This window comes from Mesorhizobium sp. M5C.F.Ca.ET.164.01.1.1 (genome assembly GCF_004792125.1).
GTDB classification, from domain to species: domain Bacteria; phylum Pseudomonadota; class Alphaproteobacteria; order Rhizobiales; family Rhizobiaceae; genus Mesorhizobium; species Mesorhizobium wenxiniae.
On record NZ_SRTG01000005.1, the window covers coordinates 186033 to 202366 of the forward strand.

Consider the following 16334-nt stretch of genomic DNA (forward strand, 5'->3'; position numbering starts at 1 on the left):
TCTATTCTCCGGATTGATCATGGGTCGGTTCTAGACTGATGTTCGGCCAGCGCCGCGTTGAGACGCAGGACGCTGAGTGATGGGGCCGCGGGCGGTATACCGGCTGCGACCACCTCGTCGATTAATTTTGCGGCTGTGGTCGCTGTGGCAAGAAAGCCAAGCGATTCCAGTATATCGTCGACGCCTCGCTTCACGGCGTCGTCGTTTCCTGCAACAGCGGAACGCAACGCCAGCAGGGTCTGGCCATTCGTCAGGTCGCCCCATTCCAACCAACTTGCTTCAATGCCTTCGGCAACGTTGAGAGCACCAAGATATTTCGAGTCTTTCAGGATCAGCCGGACGACGGCTCGTTTTCTGCGGCTGTCCAGACGCGGCATGAGGTGCAATACGAACAGCGCCGGTTTGCCGCCATCGGCGACAAGCGTATCCGCCATATGCGTCACTGCAGCGTCGCTCCCAGAAGCGGCGACCATTTGTGCGATCAGGATGTCGGCATTGTGGTCGGCGCCGAATTGCCAGGCCCCTATGAATTCGGGTTCCGTAGTGCCGAACCGTGCGGCAAGGTCGACCAGGTTGCAGGTCTCGAATAGTTCGGCGCGACGTTTTTCCTGCGCCGGCGATTTCAATTTCGCCGGCGTATAGATGCTGCGGCGGCGGATGAAGCCGGATTTGCCTTCGCTGATGAAGGCCGCGAGTTCGGCTGAGGGGCCATCCGCCCCGCCTTCGCTTGAATGGCCGTGCTCTCCCAGCCTTGCCAGCAGCCGGCCTGCCAGTTCGCGCACCTTGCCGGACCTGTCGGCGGAGAGGCTTTTAAGGAACGGCGCGTCCTCAGGATTCAGGCCGAAGCGCATGAGTTCGATCAGCGCAAGCCTGACCTCGGCGGGCTCGCCCGAAGCCTTTGCCTCGACCAGCATTCGAGCCGAAGCCGGTTCACTGCGGCGCATGTCTGCCAGCGCCATGCGTCGCGCGGCGGGATAGAATTCATCCCAATTTTCCGCCGTCAGTTTCTCTAGTGGGGCATGTCTCTCCCCGTCGAAGCTTGCTTGCCAGTCGATCCAGGGAGCGTAGACGTCCGGACTGTTCTGATCCGAGGGCATCCAGTCCATCGGATGGAGGACAAAGCCGCGGCTGGCGACAAGCGTCACCACGCGCGTCTTGCGTCTCGCGTCGGCGGCGTGTTTCAGAGCGGCTCTCAACAGCGGCCGCAACCGCTCCGGCAACATAGGAAGCGCAAGCCTGGGCAGCGGCGGCCGCCGCTTGAGCGTCTTCGGCGCCGCCGGCCGCAGGGCGACGTCGAGCGCTTGTGCTGCGATTGCCAGGAGTCGGCGCTCCTGCTCGTCGGGACTTGCACCGCCGGCGATTGTCTTCCAGGCGGTTGGGGCCAGGTCGAAAGTGGCGCCGCCGGTGATCCAGCAATCGCGCATTGTCGCCAGGCCTGTCTGCTCGCTCTCGTTCACGACAGGTCAAGCCTCCCGAACCCGCTTTGCGCCGCCAGAAGATCAAGCCGGGCGCCATCCCAGAGCGCTGCCGTGGCCGCAAGGTCGAGGCCGAGCAGTGTTTGATCGACGGCGCCCGCGATCGGCAAGGCGATGCCTTGCCGATCGTCCGCGGCCTGCCACCAGCCTGTGCCGCGGTCATCGACCAGGATCGCACCAGGCGGCAGCATGAGAGGACAATCGGTAATCCAAGGCGCAGCATCCTGATAGGAAGCATGCGTGGCGAGTGGGTCCTTTGCAGTGCCGAAGCTGAATTCAGGCCACGCGCCGGACATCACTTCACCCATGCGCTCCGCCACCAGTGCGCGGAGCGGCTTGCGTGATGGATAGAAGACCAGCCGGGCATCGAAACGGTCCCCCGGAGCAAAAGCGTTGGACCGGCGTCCGGCGGAAGCCGGAAAATAATCGAGCAGCACGGCAAATTGCGGGGTAGTGCTCTTCAGATCAAGCAGCCAGGTCGAATGGCTGACGAGACCGTCACGGCGGCTCTCGATCTTCTCGCCCAGAACTTCCCAGAAGCTTTCGACCTGTCTTGCATCGGGATTGGCCAGAACCTGTTCGCGGGTCTCAGACGTCGATACGAGGCGCTTCAGCTCGGGATCGTCAGGCGCCGACCGCCACGCCTTGGCCAGCAGCACAAGCTTGCCGAGCTCGCGGATCGCCGCATCCGGTCTTTCTTCGCTGCGTAGCGCCATCAGCCGCGATGGGATTTCGTCGATGCGACCGGCAAGCGCGGTTGCCTTCATGTCGACCAGCCGCGCGGCAATCCGGCGGCATCGGTCGCTGCTGCCGTCGATAAAACCCGAAAGGCCAAGCCGCAACTGGTCGGCGATCCATTGGTCGAGTTCATCTAGCGCCGCCGACACTGCTTGTCGTGTGTCTTCCGCCCGCTTGCGCTGCGCTGCCTCACGACGCTCCACCGCCGCAACGCCTTCGACCGCGGCGCTCTGGTCCGTCCGTGCGGCTTCATCGATGCTTTTGGCTGCCGCACCTTGTATCGACTGCGCAGGCGGTGGCGTCGTCTTCCTGCGCCGGCTGAGCCAGTCATTCACCCACTCCGGTATCGATTCAGCGGCTGCAAAACTGGCTGGCGCAGTGGCGGCGATCCACATCAGGGCCAGTGTGTGCTTGCACGGGAATTTTCGCGACGGGCAGGTGCATTTGTAGCCGTGGTCGCCTGTGTCGACCACCACCCGATAAGGATTGGAGCCGGAGCCCTGGCATTCACCCCAGATGAGCGCCTGCTGCTCATTTTTTTCGAGCCGCGGCCAGTTCGATCGTTTGGTTAGCTTGGAGGCGGCGCTCAGCGACGCCTGATCGGGGGCAAGCGCCTCGATGGTCTTCAAATCGAATTCCAAGCCGCGCCCCTCGTGACTCGAACCAAACGCCTGTCGCCAGGATAGATAGCCGTTTGTGAAGAATTATTGTAGCTCCCGTGAAGCGAAGAACGATACTTCTCGATCTTATTCTTATGTGGCCGAATCCACCTGATCCGCAAGCGCGGTCCACCGCCATTTCGGCAGGCAGAGGATTTTCAGCAAAACGGCGTTTGGCGTCGGCCAGCCCAGTTGTGCGCTCAGTGGAGGCGAGCAAGCCTTAGCAACCCATGCAACTGGTTCGTGGAGCGAGCCGTTCAGCCTTTGCCCTTCAGGTCGACAGGCCCGACACTTCAACGGGCGCTAACCTGCACGATCGCTCAAGCGGGCTGAATCTTTTTGGCGCCTTTTTGTGCGATTTGAACGGTGCGGTGCTTGACTCCTGCAACGCCTTGTGAAAAATTTTGCATCGACTGATAAAAATATCTTAGGGCGGAAATGGTTGGTTTTGGAAACGGCCTCCTGCGCGATGATGAAACCAGTATGGCGACACGTGCCGCCTGGCTTCATTATGCTGGCGGCCTGACCCAGTCGGAGGTTGCCAAGCGACTTGGCCTGACCAGCCTCAAGGCGCATCGCCTCATCACCAAGGCCAATCAGGAAGGGCTGGTCAAAGTCTATATCGATGGCGAAGTGTCGGAATGCGTCGCGCTTGAAGATGATTTGTCCAGCCGCTACGGCCTCGATTATTGCGAGGTCGTCCCCGACTTCGATGGCGAAGACTTGCCGCTCAAGGCGCTTGGCATTGCCGGCGCGCAGTTCCTCAAGCGTGAAATCGAACGCGGCGAGGACACGCTGATCGGCGTCGGTCATGGCCGCACGCTTGCCGCCTGCGTCGAATATCTGCCGCGCATATCGGCCGAAAAGACCCGTTTCGTTTCGCTGCTTGGCGGCCTGACGCGCAAGTTCTCGGCCAATCCGCACGACGTCATTCACCGTCTGGCCGAACGGACCGGCGCGGAAGCCTATGTGATGCCGGTGCCGATGTTCGCCAACACGGTGGAGGATCGAACCGTGCTGCTCGGGCAGAAAGGCATCAGCGAGGTCTTCGATCTCGGCAAGGCCGCCGACCTGCTCATTGCCGGTATCGGCACCGCCGAGCGCGAGGCGTCGCTGGTCGCCACCGGCATGATCGAAAAGGGTGAAATGGAGGAGATCCGCCGCAAGGGCGGCGTCGGCGAACTGCTCGGCCATTTCTTCGACGATGCTGGAAAAGCGGTCGAGACGACCCTTTCCAACCGGGCGCTGGCGCTGGCGCGCGAAGACATCAGCAATCGCAGGATTGTCGCCGTTGCCGGCGGCAAGGTGAAGGTTCGTGCCATCAAGTCGGTGTTGGAGGGCCGCTATCTCAAAGGCCTGGTCACCGATGAGCGGACGGCGCGATCACTCGTGGAGCAGATGCCGGTCGGGTAGCCGGCAACCATTCAATTGAAACTACCCTGTGGAGGAGAAGACAAATGCATGAGAAAGAGAAAGACCTGATCGACGCGTTCCTGCGCGGACAAGTCGATCGTCGTGGGCTGATCAAAGGCCTCGGCGCAATGGGCCTTGCCGCCGGCACCGCCGGCACGCTGCTCAATCTGGGGCAGACCCGCGCACTGGCGGCGGATTTCGACTGGCAGGCGCACAAAGGCAAGACCATCAAGCTCTTGCTCAACAAGCATCCTTACGCCGATGCGATGATCGCCAACCTTGAAAACTTCAAGAAGTTGACCGGCATGGAGGTCGTCTACGACGTCTTCCCGGAAGACGTCTATTTCGACAAGGTCACCGCTGCGCTGTCGGCCAGCTCGCCTGAATACGATGCCTTCATGACCGGCGCCTACATGACCTGGACCTACGGCCCGGCCGGCTGGATCACCGACCTCAACGAGTGGATCAAGGATCCGACCAAGACCAACGTGAACTATGCCTGGGACGACTTCCTGCCCGGTGTCAGGAAGTCCTGCGCCTGGAACGGCCAGCCCGGCGGAGTGCTCGGCTCCGACGACGCCAAGCAGTGGTGCATTCCGTGGGGCTTCGAACAGAACAACATCACCTATAACAAGGGTATGTTTGACAAGGTCGGCGTCGGCGTTCCCGGCAATATGGACGAGATGGTCGCTACGGCGGCCAAGCTTACCAAGGATGTCGGTGGCGGCGTCTACGGCATCGGCGTGCGCGGCTCGCGCTCCTGGGCGACGATCCATCCCGGCTTCCTCTCGGCTTATGCCAACTTTGACCAGAAGGACCTGAATGTCTCGGCCGACGGCAAATTGTCGGCCGCGATGAACACCGCCGAATCCAAGGCCTTCCACAAGCAGTGGGTTCAGATGATCCAGGAGAGCGGCCCCAAGGACTGGTCGACCTATACTTGGTATCAGGTCGGCACCGATCTTGGCGCCGGCGCCTCGGCGATGATTTTCGACGCCGACATCCTCGGCTACTTCATGAATGGCGGCGACAACAAGATGGCAGGCAAGCTCGCCTTCTCCGCCTTCAAGGCCAATCCCGCCGCCAAGGCGCCGACGCCCAACATCTGGATTTGGTCGCTGTCGATGTCCAATTTCTCGAAGGATAAGGACGCCACCTGGTACTTCATGCAATGGGCATCCGGGCCCGAGCATGCACTGTTCGGTGCGACCAAGATGGACTTCGTCAATCCGGTCCGTCAGTCGGTCTGGAACGACGAGATGTTCCGCGAGAAGCTGAACAAGAGCTACCCGGGTTATGTCGAGATGTTCGACGTCTCGGCGCCCGGCGCCAGCATCAAGTTCACCCCGCAGCCGCTGTTCTTCGATCTCACCACCGAATGGGCGGCGACGCTGCAGAAGATGGTGGCCAAGGAAGTGCCCGTCGACGAAGGCATCGACATGTTGGCCACCAGCATCGATGGCCAGCTCAAGGAAGCCGGGCTCGGCTAAGTCCTGGCGAACGGCTGGCCCGCTTTTGCGGGCCAGCCGGCCATTCCACTGCGAAGCGGCGCCTGGAGCATCGGACCCAAAAGTGGAAACCGGTTTTGGGAAAATCCGATGCTCAAACACTGGCGGTGCCGCCACTCGCCCAACCGGCCGCCTAGCTCCCTGGGCGGTCGGCAGGGCGAAGCAACAGAGATGATGGAACAGCACGATGACTGCGGCGACCATGCAAAGAAACAAGCCTTCCGGCTTCAGGATCAGCAAGAGGGTGCTGCCTTATGTGCTCAGCCTGCCGGCCTTGCTCGTCTGCATCGGTATCCTGATCCCGTTCTTCACATCGGTCGTCTATTCGTTCCAGCGCTACCGGCTGAGCCAGCCCTGGGCGCGTCAGTTCAACTGGGGCGACAATTACATCTCTTTTTTCACCGACCCGAAGTTCTGGAACACGCTGGAGATATCGCTGCTCTATGCCGGTATCACCGTCCTGCTCGAACTGCTTCTCGGTCTCGGCATCGCCATGCTCCTGCAGAAGCGCTCGACGTTGAACAACTTCATCTCGATCATGCTGCTGATGCCGCTGATGACGGCGCCGGCGCTTGCCGCGCTGATGTGGAAGCTGATGACCAATCCCGGCTTCGGCGTGCTGAGCTATCTCGCCAGCCTGATCGGACTGCACGATTTCCGCTGGGCCTCGTCGCCGTCGACCGCGCTTTTCACCGTGGTCCTTGTCGACATCTGGGTCTACACGCCCTTCATCATGATCCTGCTGCTTGCCGGCCTGCGCAGCCTGCCGACGCAGCCCTTCGAGGCGGCAGCACTTGACGGCGTGCCGAGGAGTTTCGTGTTCTTCCGCATTACCTTGCCGATGCTGATGCCCTACATCCTGACGGCGACGCTGTTCCGCCTGCTTGATTCCATCCAGCAGTTCGACATCATCTATGCCATGACCCAGGGCGGTCCGGGCGACACGCTGACCGTCTTCCAGGTCGAGGCCTATCTCAACTTCTTCCAGTCGACCAATGTCGGCCGCTCGGCAGCGCTGATGATCATCCTGTGGGCAATCACCTATTTCCTCTCGAATATCTTCATCAAGAATTGGCTGCGACTGCGCGAACGCGCCCGCGGCCAGGCATAGGAGGCTGAGATGGAACACACCTCGCTTCTCGAACGCATCCTGCGCGGCATAGCGCTGACACTGGTCGTGATCTTCTTCATGTTCCCGATCGCCTGGATCTTCATGATGTCGTTCCAGACCAACGAAACCATCTTGCGGATTCCGCCACAGCTTGTCTTCAAGCCGACGCTGGCCAACTACACCGCGCTGATCACCGGAAAGCTGACGACGGCGGCCGGCACGCTCGACATCGCCTTCATGCGCAACCTCTGGAATTCGGTGTTCCTGTCGGTCACCTCGGTCGCCGTCGCGCTGCTGCTCGGCGTTCCGGCGGCGTACGCCTTTGCACGGCATAAGTTTCGCGGCTCGGAAGACATTGCCTTTACGCTGCTGTCGTTCCGGTTCGCGCCCGCGCTGCTGGTGCTCCTGCCGCTGACCCTCTATTTCCAGAAGCTTGGACTGGCCAACACTTATATCGGGCTGATCTGGGTGTATCAGCTGATCTGCCTGCCGCTGATCCTATGGATCGTGCGCGGCTATTTCGAGGACATCCCGGCCGACATCGAATATGCCTATCGCATCGCCGGCCATTCCTGGTTCGCCACCTTCCGCAAGATCGCGCTGCCGCTCGCCGGCCCGGGCATTGCGGCTGCCGGCCTGCTCGCATTCATCTTCGCCTGGAACAATTTCGTCTTCGCGCTCGTGCTCGCCTCGGCCGACAAGCAGCCGGTGACAGTCGGTGCGCTGGCCTTCATCACCTCCTCCGGCATCCAGTATGGCCAGATCTCGGCGGCGATCGTGCTTTCGATCACGCCGACGCTGGCGCTCGCCCTCTATGCACAGCGCTATCTCGTCGAAGGCCTGTCGCTCGGCGCGGTAAAGGGATAGTTCTCATGGCCAGCCTCGAACTGCGAAATGTCGTCAAGCGCTACAAGAGCCAGACTGTTCTCGACAATCTGTCGCTGACCGTCGCCGACGGCGAAACCCTTGTCCTGTTCGGACCGTCCGGCGCCGGCAAGACGGTGCTGCTGCGGCTCGTCGCCGGCGTTATCGACCCCGATGAGGGAAAGATCTTCATCGGCGGCGAGGATATGACCGACCTCGATGCCGAGTTCCGCGGCGTCGGCATGGCGTTCCAGAATTTCGCACTGTTTCCGCACATGACTGCGTTCGACAACATCGCCACGCCGCTACAGGCCAAGCGTTCGTCGCAGAGTGCGATGAAGGCGGGCGTCGAGAGCGCCGCTAAGCTGCTGAAGATCGGCCACGTGCTCAGCCACAAGCCACGGGCGCTGTCCAATGGCCAGAAGCAGCGTACCGCGCTCGCCCGCGCTCTGGTCGGTTCGCCGCCGGTTCTCCTGCTCGACGACCCCTTGCGCAACGTCGATGCCAAGCTGCGCTTCGAAATGCGGCTCGAATTGCCGAGGCTGCTGGCCGACCGTGGCGCGACCGTCCTCTACGTCACCCAGGACTACAAGGAGGCCATGGCGCTCGGCGACCGCATCGCGGTGATGTCGCAAGGCGTCATCAAGCAGCTCGGCACACCCGAGCAGATCTATCGTGAGCCGGCGAACATCGAGATCGCGCGGCTGTTTGGCGACCCGACCATCAACCTGCTCGACGTCAAGCCGTCGCGCGATGCCAAGGGCATCTATGTCGGCCTTTCGAATGTCCAGGTTCATCTGACGGGTGCCTATGACGCGACGGTCGGCCGCGACTGCGTGATCGGCTTACGGCCGGAAGCCCTGAGCTTCGTCGACAAAGGAACGCCCGCTGCCATTCCGGTGACGGTTGAGGCGGAGACGCCGCTCAATGAAAAGATCGTCACGCTGGTGCGCACCGTGCGCGGCCGTGAAATCCTGGTCTCCCGGCCGGCCGGAACACCGGGTCAGACCGAGGGCAGGGCCCATATCGCCGTCGACGGCAAAAGCGCCCTGCTGTTCGATCATGCGAGCGGCGACAGAATCGGCGCCAGGAACGTCGTCAATTTGCGCAGCGGAGAAGCGGCATGATCCCGAGCGCACTCACCATTTCCGGCGTCGACAAGTTCTACGGTCCGATCGACAGGGGCGTGCACGCCGTCCAGAACCTGACGATGGAAATCGGCAGGGGCGAGATCGTCGCATTGCTCGGCTCGTCCGGCTGCGGCAAGACCTCGACATTGCGCATGATCGCCGGTTTCGAGGAGGTCTCGCGCGGCACCATCTCGGTTGCCGGCCGCAAGGTGCACACGCTGCCTCCGGTCAAGCGCAATGTGGCGATGGCGTTCGAGGGCTACTCGCTCTATCCGCCGCTGACCGTGCGCGAGAACATGGCGTTTGCGCTGAAGGCGGCCAAACTGCGGAAAAGCGACGTCGATGCGAAGGTTGCCAGCATCGCCAAGCTGCTCGAGATCGAGGACATTCTGGAGCGCTATCCAAGCTCCATCTCCGGCGGCCAGCAGCAGCGCGCCAGCCTCGGCCGGGCGCTGATCCGCGAGGCAGATCTTCATCTGCTGGACGAACCGATGGGCCAGCTCGAACCGCAGCTTCGCGCCGTGCTGCGCGGCCGCATCAAGCACTTCATCAAGGAGCGCGGCCTGACCGCGATCCTGGTCACCCACGACCAGACCGAGGCCAATGCGCTTGCCGACCGGATCGCGGTCATGGAAGGCGGCGTGCTGCAGCAATTCGACACGCCCGACATGCTCAAGCAGCGGCCGGCCAACCTGTTCACCGGCACCTTCGTCGGCGAGCCGCCGATGAATGTCTTCGAGGCCTATGTCGGCACGGCCGCCGACAAGATCAATCTGCGGCTGCCCGACGGACTTTCGCTCGACTATGACAAGGACGCGTTCAGCGGCTCGGTTCGCGACGAATTGCTCAAACGGCAGCGGGTCGTCATCGGCATAAGGCCCTACGCGGTTCGCCGCTCGAAGGACGGCGTGCCGGCCACGGTTTCGGCCAACCAGTGGCTCGGCGACCAGACGCATATCGCGGCGGATTTCGCCGGCGGTTCGCTCGTTCTGGTCGAACATGACCGGACCCGGCTGGAGCTTGGCGCGCCGATCAATATCAGCATCGATCCGAAAAACCTGCACGTCTTCGATCAGTCCAGCGGCATGGCCATTTCGCACGGCATGGAGCTTGCCTGATGCGGGATGTGCTGATCGGCATCGACGCCGGCACGTCTGTTATCAAGTCCGTCGCCTTCGACACGGCGGGCCGGCAGCTCGCGGCCACGGCGTTGCCGAACCGGTATGAGACCTTGCCGGGCGGCGGCGCCGAGCAGGATCTGGCGCGCACCTGGGCCGATGCCGCGATCACCTTGCGGCAGCTTGCCGACAAGGTGCCGGACCTTGCCAGCCGCACCATTGCCATCGCCGTGACCGGGCAGGGCGATGGCACCTGGCTGATCGACAAGGAGGGTGAGCCGGTCGCGAAGGGCTGGCTGTGGCTCGACGCGCGCGCTGCCGCGATCGTCGAGGAGATCCGCGCGCGGCCCGATGACCGGCTCCGTTTCGAAAAGACCGGTAGCGGGCTGGCCGCCTGTCAGCAGGGGCCGCAGCTTGCCTTCATGAAGCGCAACGCGCCTGACATGCTTGGCAAGGCGGCGACGGCATTCCATTGCAAGGACTGGCTCTATTTCAACCTGACCGGGGAACGCGCCACCGATCCGTCGGAGGGGACCTTCACCTTTGGCGACTTCCGCACTCGTGGCTATTGCGACGATGTGCTTGAGGTGCTCGGCGTCGCTGATCTCAGGCATCTGCTGCCGCCGATCGTCGACGGCACCAGGCATAGCGCCGGCCTCTCGGAGACGGCTGCCGAAGCGACCGGGCTGCTTTCCGGTACGCCGGTGGTGCTGGCCTATGTCGACGTGGCCTGCACCGCGCTCGGCGCCGGCCTGCTCGACCGCGAGCGCAAGCCCGGCTGCTCCATCATCGGCTCCACCGGCATGCATATGCGGCTTGCGCAGACGCCGGACGAGGTGCTGCTCAACGAGGCGGCGACCGGCTACACGATGACGATGCCGACGCCCGGCGTCTTTGCGCAGATGCAGTCGAACATGGCGGCGACACTCAACATCGATTGGGTCCTTAGCCTCGCCTCCGGCATTCTCGCCTCGCAAGGCATTACACGCACCAATGGCGAGATGATCGCGCTGGTCGATCAGTGGATATCCGTATCCGAGCCCGCCTCGCTGCTCTATCAGCCCTACGTGTCCGAGGCCGGCGAGCGCGGGCCGTTCGTCGATGCCAATGCCAGGGCCGGTTTCGTCGGCATTTCGTCACGGCACGGTTATGCCGACATGGTGCGCGCTGTTTTTGAGGGACTGGCGTTCGCGTCGCGCGATTGCTACGCCGCCATGGGGCCGCTGCCAAGCGAAATCCGGCTGACCGGCGGTGCGGCCAGAAGCCCGGCTCTGCGCAAGATCCTGGGCGCTGTCGTCGGCGCCGACATTCGCACCAGCCAACGCGAGGAAGCCGGCGCGGCGGGCGCCGCGATGATCGCTGCGGTTTGCGTCGGCCAATACAGGTCGATGGACGAATGCGTCGGCGAATGGGTCACGCCGCTGCTTGGCGCGGCGGAGCCGAGCGACCGAAAGCTTGCCGCGATCTATGAGCGGGTGGCTCCATCCTACACATTGGCGCATGAGGCGCTGCGGCCGGTCTGGCGGTCGATGGCCGCATCCAGGGCAAACTGAGAAGTCGAGCATGCGTAAGAAGATTGCAATCATTGGCGACCGCTTCATGCTTCCCGAAGTGTTTTGCGAGAAAATCGAGAAGGCCTGCGGCGACAATCTCGACATTCGCACCCTTGAGGCGGCCTGGCCCGACGAGCCGATGGAATTCGGCAATGCGGCGCTCGGCCTCGACAAGGTCAAGGAGTATTTTGGCGATCCGGACGAGGTGGTCGATTTCATCGGCGATGCCGAGATATTCGTCACCCAGCTTGCGCCGCTCTCCGAGACCATGATGCAGCGCCTGCCCACACTCAAACTGGTTGCGGTATCGCGCGGCGGCCCGATCAACATCGACATGGCCGCCGCCAAGGCCCATGGCATCACTGTGGTCAACGTGCCCGGCCGCAATGCAAGTGCTGTGGCCGAGTTCGCCATCGGTGCCATCCTTGCCGAGACGCGGCTGATCCGGGTCGGGCACGAAGCCTTGCGCAAAGGGGAATGGCGCGGCGATCTCTACCGGGCCGACCGCACCGGCCGCGAGCTAAACGAAATGACCGTCGGCGTCATCGGCTACGGCAATATCGGCACCAAGGTTGTCCGCCTGCTGCGCGCGTTCGGCTGCCGCATCCTGGTCACCGATCCCTACGTGCAACTGAGCGCCGAAGACCGCAATGGCGGCGTCGAACTGGTCGCGCTCGACGATCTCCTGTCCCGCTCCGATGTGGTCACGCTTCATCCCCGGGTGACTGAGGAGACCCGCAGACTGATCAACAAGGATACCATCGCCCGAATGAAGCCTGGGGTGATCTTCGTCAACACAGCGCGCGGGCCGCTGGTCGACTACGACGCGCTTTACGATGCGCTCGTCTCAGGCCAAATCGGCAGCGCGATGCTGGAGACGTTCGCGGTCGAGCCGGTGCCTGCCGACTGGCCACTGCTGCAGCTTCCGAACGTCACGCTGACACCGCATATCGCCGGCGCATCGGTGCGCACGGTGACCTATGCGGCCGAGCAGGCGGCCGAAGAGGTGCGCCGCTTCATCGCCGGGCTCCCACCGGTCAATCCATGCTGAAGGTGGCGGCAGCCATGAAACACAATCCAGGCACCGAGGACCCGGCGGGATGAGCGGCGCCACTGAAATCGTCGACCTCTTCGTTATCGGCGGCGGTGTCAACGGCGCCGGCATCGCGCGCGACGCAGCCGGCCGCGGCTTGTCCGTCATTCTGTGCGAGAAGGACGATCTGGCCGAAGGCACCAGTTCGCGATCGGGAAAGCTCGTCCATGGCGGCCTGCGCTATCTTGAATATTACGAATTCCGGCTGGTGCGCGAGGCGCTGATCGAGCGCGAAGTGCTGCTTGAATCCGCTCCGCACATTATCTGGCCGATGCGCTTCGTGCTGCCGCACAGCCCTGACGACCGGCCGGCATGGCTGGTCCGGCTCGGCCTGTTCCTCTACGATCATCTCGGCGGCCGCAAGCGGCTGCCGGCCACCCGCACGCTCAACCTGCGCACCGCGCCCGAAGGCGCGCCGATCAAGGATGTGTTCAAGCGCGGTTTCGAATATTCCGATTGCTGGGTCGACGATGCCCGTCTCGTCATCATCAATGCGCTCGACGCCGCGGAACGCGGAGCCAAAGTCTTTACCCGGACCGTCTGCACCGCCGCCCGCCGTGAAGACGACCTGTGGTCGGTCGAGATGCGCGACAGCCGAACCGGCGTCAGGACGACGGTTCGGGCACGGGCGCTGATCAACGCCGCCGGTCCCTGGGTCAATGACATCATCAACCGCGTGGCCGGCCAGAACTCCAAACGAAATGTGCGCCTGGTCAAGGGCAGCCACATCGTCGTGCCGAAATTCTGGGAAGGGCGGCAGGCCTATCTCGTACAGAACAGCGACAAGCGCGTGATCTTCATCAACCCTTACCAGAACGATCTGGCGCTGATCGGTACCACCGACATCCCCTATGACGGGCGGCCGGAAGATGTGAAGGCTGATAGCAGCGAGATCGACTACCTGATCAAAATCGTCAACCGCTACTTCAAGCGCGAACTTGCCCGCGACGATGTCATCTACTCGTTTTCCGGCGTCCGGCCGCTCTATGACGACAACGCCGACAACCCCAGTGCGGTAACGCGCGACTATATTTTCGAGCTCGACGCATCGGCCGGGCAGGCGCCGTTGCTCTCCGTCTTCGGCGGCAAGATCACCACCTTCCGCAAATTGGCCGAGCACGCGCTGGATAGGATCGCCGCGTTCTTTCCGAAAATGGGCACGCCATGGACATCGAAAGGCTATCTGCCGGGTGGCGATATCGCTAATGCCGACTTCGAGCAGTTTCTCGGCGATCTCGGCCGCGAATATCCCTGGATGCCGGCATCGCTGGTCATGCATTATGGCCGGCTCTACGGCACCAGGACGCGCGTTCTGGTCGGTGCGGCCAAGTCGCGTGCCGATCTGGGGCGGTGCTTCGGCAAGGATTTTTTCGAACGCGAAGCCAATTATTTGTTCGAATATGAATGGGCACTGACCGCTGCCGACATTCTCGAACGGCGCACCAAGCATGGGCTGCATCTGTCCGCCGCAGAAAGAGCCGCCTTCGAGGACTGGTGCGCGAGCCGGCTGGTGAAAGCAAGCTGATGGCCTTTACGCTTTCTCTCAACACCAATCCGCTGGTCAACCGTTTCGCCGAACCGGACGATCTGATCGATGCGATCGCTTACGACATCGGCATCCGGGACGTGCAGCTCACGCACGAATTCGTCAATCCCGGCTGGCCGGCGGCGACGATCTCGAAATTCATCCGCCTGTTCCGCAACGCGCTCGACCGCACCGGCGTGCGCGTGACGTCGGGGATGACCGGCCCTTATGGGCGGCTCAACCATTTCGGCCATCCGGACGCCGATGTGCGCCGCTACTATGTCGATTGGTTCAAGACCTTTGCCGACATTTCGGCCGAGCTCGGCGCGACCGGTATAGGGACCCAGTTCGCTATCTTCACGCACAGGGATTTCGACGATCCCGAGCGTCGCGCGCGGCTTTTCGACATCGCGCTGGAATGCTGGCGCGAGGTTGCTGAGCACGCCAAGGCGGCCGGATTAACCTATCTGTTCTGGGAGCCGATGTCGGTCGGCCGCGAATTCGGCCATACGATCGAGAGTTGCTGGGTACTGCACAACGAGATCGAGGCAGCCGGCATGGCCATCCCGATGAAGATGATGGTCGACATTGACCATGGCGACGTGACGTCGAGCAACCCGGCCGACATCGACCCCTATGCCTGGGCCGAAGCCTTCCCCAACGTATCGCCGATCATCCACATCAAGCAGTCGTCGATGAACAAGGGCGGTCATTGGCCGTTCATCGCCGCCTACAACCAGGACGGCCGCATCACGCCGGAAAAATTCCTGGAGTCGGTTCGCCGCGGCGGCGGCGTCGACAACGAGATCTGCCTCGAACTGTCGTTTCGCGAGCGCGAGCCGGTCGATCACCAGGTCGTCGCCATGATCCGCGAGTCGGTCGACTACTGGGCGCCGTTCATCGAGACCGGCAGGGCGGCACTCCTGCCGCGAGACGGGCAGGATACGGCTCCTGCCCGTTGAACCGGGCCGCCCCGGTCAGATGAAGCCGGCCGAACTCAGCCGAATTTCGGATCGAGACTGCCCGACTTGTAGCGCTTGGCCATTTCCGAGACCGGCAGCGGCTTGATCTTGGAAGCGTTGCCGGCGGTGCCGAACTGCTCGAAGCGCTCCTTGCACAGCTTCCTCATGGCGGCCATCGCCGGCGTCAGATATTTGCGCGGGTCGAATTCGCTCGGATTCTCGGTCAGCACCTTGCGGATCGCGCCGGTCAGCGCCATGCGGTTGTCGGTATCGATGTTGATCTTGCGGACGCCGTGCTTGATGCCGCGCTGGATCTCCTCGACCGGCACGCCCCATGTCGGCTTCATCTGGCCGCCATATTTGTTGATGATCTCCTGCAGTTCTTCCGGCACCGAGGACGATCCGTGCATGACGAGGTGCATGTTGGGCAGGCGGCGATGGATTTCCTCGATCACGTTCATGGCCAGAACAGCGCCGTCCGGCTTGCGCGAGAATTTATAGGCGCCGTGGCTGGTGCCCATGGCGACGGCCAGCGCGTCGACATGTGTGTCCTTGACGAACTGCACCGCCTGTTCCGGATCGGTCAGCAACTGGTCGTGGCTGACAACGCCTTCGACACCATGGCCATCTTCCTGTTCGCCTCCGCCCATCTCCAGGGATCCGAGGACGCCGATCTCGCCTTCCACCGACACGCCGCCCCAATGCGCCATATCGACGACACGACGCGTGATGCCCGAATTATAGCCGTAGTCGGCTGGCGTCTTGCCGTCCTCCTTCAGCGACCCGTCCATCATCACCGAGGTGAAGCCATACTGGATCGCGGTCACGCATGTGGCTTCGTTGTTGCCGTGGTCGAGATGCATGCAGACCGGGATATCGGGATGGATTTCGACCAGCGCATCGATCAGCTTGGCCAGCACGACATCGTTGGCATAGGCGCGGGCGCCGCGGCTCGCCTGCAGGATGACCGGCGATTTGGTCTCCTCGGCAGCCTCCATGATGGCGAGGCCCTGTTCCATATTGTTCATGTTGAAGGCAGGCACGCCATAGCCGTGTTCGGCGGCATGGTCGAGCAATTGTCTCAATGTGATGCGAGCCACCCAATAGTCTCCCGTATCTGGTTTCAAGCCTGTGGTTGCGGGCCGTCCGATCATCGTTCAGCCCGCTGATGCTTCTGGCCGGATT

At 62.5% G+C, this 16334-nt stretch carries 13 protein-coding genes; 10 read left to right on the forward strand and 3 right to left on the reverse strand.

Annotated features, from left to right (window positions below; translation table 11 throughout):
• Positions 1–17: 17 nt before the first annotated feature.
• Both EN807_RS25140 and EN807_RS25145 read right to left on the reverse strand, forming a co-directional pair.
• Complete coding sequence (locus tag EN807_RS25140; RefSeq protein WP_135937090.1) at positions 18–1457, reverse strand: DUF5691 domain-containing protein; 1440 nt, start codon at positions 1455–1457, stop codon at positions 18–20.
• Positions 1454–2854 carry an SWIM zinc finger family protein gene (locus tag EN807_RS25145; RefSeq protein WP_135937091.1) on the reverse strand — a complete coding sequence of 467 codons (1401 nt, stop codon included), beginning with the start codon at positions 2852–2854 and terminating at the stop codon, positions 1454–1456. The genes EN807_RS25140 and EN807_RS25145 overlap by 4 nt, the downstream gene beginning before the upstream one ends.
• Before the next feature lie 456 nt (positions 2855–3310).
• On the opposite strand from EN807_RS25145, the gene EN807_RS25150 reads away from it, so the two are divergent.
• From EN807_RS25150 to EN807_RS25195, 10 genes are all read left to right on the forward strand, one after another.
• On the forward strand, positions 3311–4285 hold the full coding sequence (locus EN807_RS25150) for a sugar-binding transcriptional regulator (RefSeq protein ID WP_127315735.1): 975 nt from the start codon (positions 3311–3313) through the stop codon (positions 4283–4285).
• A gap of 44 nt (positions 4286–4329) precedes the next feature.
• Positions 4330–5775 carry an extracellular solute-binding protein gene (locus EN807_RS25155; RefSeq protein WP_095518158.1) on the forward strand — a complete coding sequence of 482 codons (1446 nt, stop codon included), beginning with the start codon at positions 4330–4332 and terminating at the stop codon, positions 5773–5775.
• Positions 5776–5980: 205 nt separating this feature from the next.
• Entirely contained in the window at positions 5981–6904 is a 924-nt protein-coding gene (locus EN807_RS25160; RefSeq protein ID WP_029355248.1) for a sugar ABC transporter permease, read from the forward strand.
• Positions 6905–6913: 9 nt separating this feature from the next.
• The gene (locus EN807_RS25165) at positions 6914–7771 is read left to right on the forward strand and encodes a carbohydrate ABC transporter permease (protein ID WP_135937092.1); all 858 of its coding nucleotides are present in this window, start codon (positions 6914–6916) and stop codon (positions 7769–7771) included.
• Between the two features lie 5 nt (positions 7772–7776).
• The gene (locus EN807_RS25170) at positions 7777–8895 is read left to right on the forward strand and encodes an ABC transporter ATP-binding protein (RefSeq protein ID WP_135937093.1); all 1119 of its coding nucleotides are present in this window, start codon (positions 7777–7779) and stop codon (positions 8893–8895) included.
• Positions 8892–10016 carry an ABC transporter ATP-binding protein gene (locus EN807_RS25175; protein ID WP_029355254.1) on the forward strand — a complete coding sequence of 375 codons (1125 nt, stop codon included), beginning with the start codon at positions 8892–8894 and terminating at the stop codon, positions 10014–10016. The genes EN807_RS25170 and EN807_RS25175 overlap by 4 nt, the downstream gene beginning before the upstream one ends.
• The gene (locus EN807_RS25180; RefSeq protein WP_135937094.1) at positions 10016–11569 is read left to right on the forward strand and encodes an FGGY-family carbohydrate kinase; all 1554 of its coding nucleotides are present in this window, start codon (positions 10016–10018) and stop codon (positions 11567–11569) included. The genes EN807_RS25175 and EN807_RS25180 overlap by 1 nt, the downstream gene beginning before the upstream one ends.
• Positions 11570–11579: 10 nt before the next feature.
• Entirely contained in the window at positions 11580–12620 is a 1041-nt protein-coding gene (locus tag EN807_RS25185) for a 2-hydroxyacid dehydrogenase (RefSeq protein WP_135937095.1), read from the forward strand.
• A 49-nt stretch (positions 12621–12669) separates the two neighbouring features.
• Positions 12670–14187 (forward strand): glycerol-3-phosphate dehydrogenase, encoded by a 1518-nt coding sequence (locus tag EN807_RS25190; RefSeq protein WP_135937096.1) that lies wholly within the window; start codon positions 12670–12672, stop codon positions 14185–14187.
• Positions 14187–15149: a TIM barrel protein gene (locus EN807_RS25195; protein ID WP_135937171.1), complete on the forward strand. Its 963-nt coding sequence runs from the start codon at positions 14187–14189 to the stop codon at positions 15147–15149. The genes EN807_RS25190 and EN807_RS25195 overlap by 1 nt, the downstream gene beginning before the upstream one ends.
• 35 nt (positions 15150–15184) lie before the next feature.
• Here EN807_RS25195 and fba read toward each other — a convergent pair whose 3' ends face one another.
• Positions 15185–16249, reverse strand: a complete 1065-nt coding sequence (gene fba, locus EN807_RS25200; protein ID WP_135937097.1) for a class II fructose-bisphosphate aldolase — start codon at positions 16247–16249, stop codon at positions 15185–15187.
• Between the last annotated feature and the right edge of the window lie 85 nt (positions 16250–16334).

Coding starts and splice junctions, on each gene's coding strand:
- EN807_RS25150 (WP_127315735.1), top strand. CDS start 3,311: ATGGTTGGTTTTGGAAACGGCCTCCTGCGCGATGATGAAACCAGTATG.
- EN807_RS25155 (WP_095518158.1), top strand. CDS start 4,330: ATGCATGAGAAAGAGAAAGACCTGATCGACGCGTTCCTGCGCGGACAA.
- EN807_RS25160 (WP_029355248.1), top strand. CDS start 5,981: ATGACTGCGGCGACCATGCAAAGAAACAAGCCTTCCGGCTTCAGGATC.
- EN807_RS25165 (WP_135937092.1), top strand. CDS start 6,914: ATGGAACACACCTCGCTTCTCGAACGCATCCTGCGCGGCATAGCGCTG.
- EN807_RS25170 (WP_135937093.1), top strand. CDS start 7,777: ATGGCCAGCCTCGAACTGCGAAATGTCGTCAAGCGCTACAAGAGCCAG.
- EN807_RS25175 (WP_029355254.1), top strand. CDS start 8,892: ATGATCCCGAGCGCACTCACCATTTCCGGCGTCGACAAGTTCTACGGT.
- EN807_RS25180 (WP_135937094.1), top strand. CDS start 10,016: ATGCGGGATGTGCTGATCGGCATCGACGCCGGCACGTCTGTTATCAAG.
- EN807_RS25185 (WP_135937095.1), top strand. CDS start 11,580: ATGCGTAAGAAGATTGCAATCATTGGCGACCGCTTCATGCTTCCCGAA.
- EN807_RS25190 (WP_135937096.1), top strand. CDS start 12,670: ATGAGCGGCGCCACTGAAATCGTCGACCTCTTCGTTATCGGCGGCGGT.
- EN807_RS25195 (WP_135937171.1), top strand. CDS start 14,187: ATGGCCTTTACGCTTTCTCTCAACACCAATCCGCTGGTCAACCGTTTC.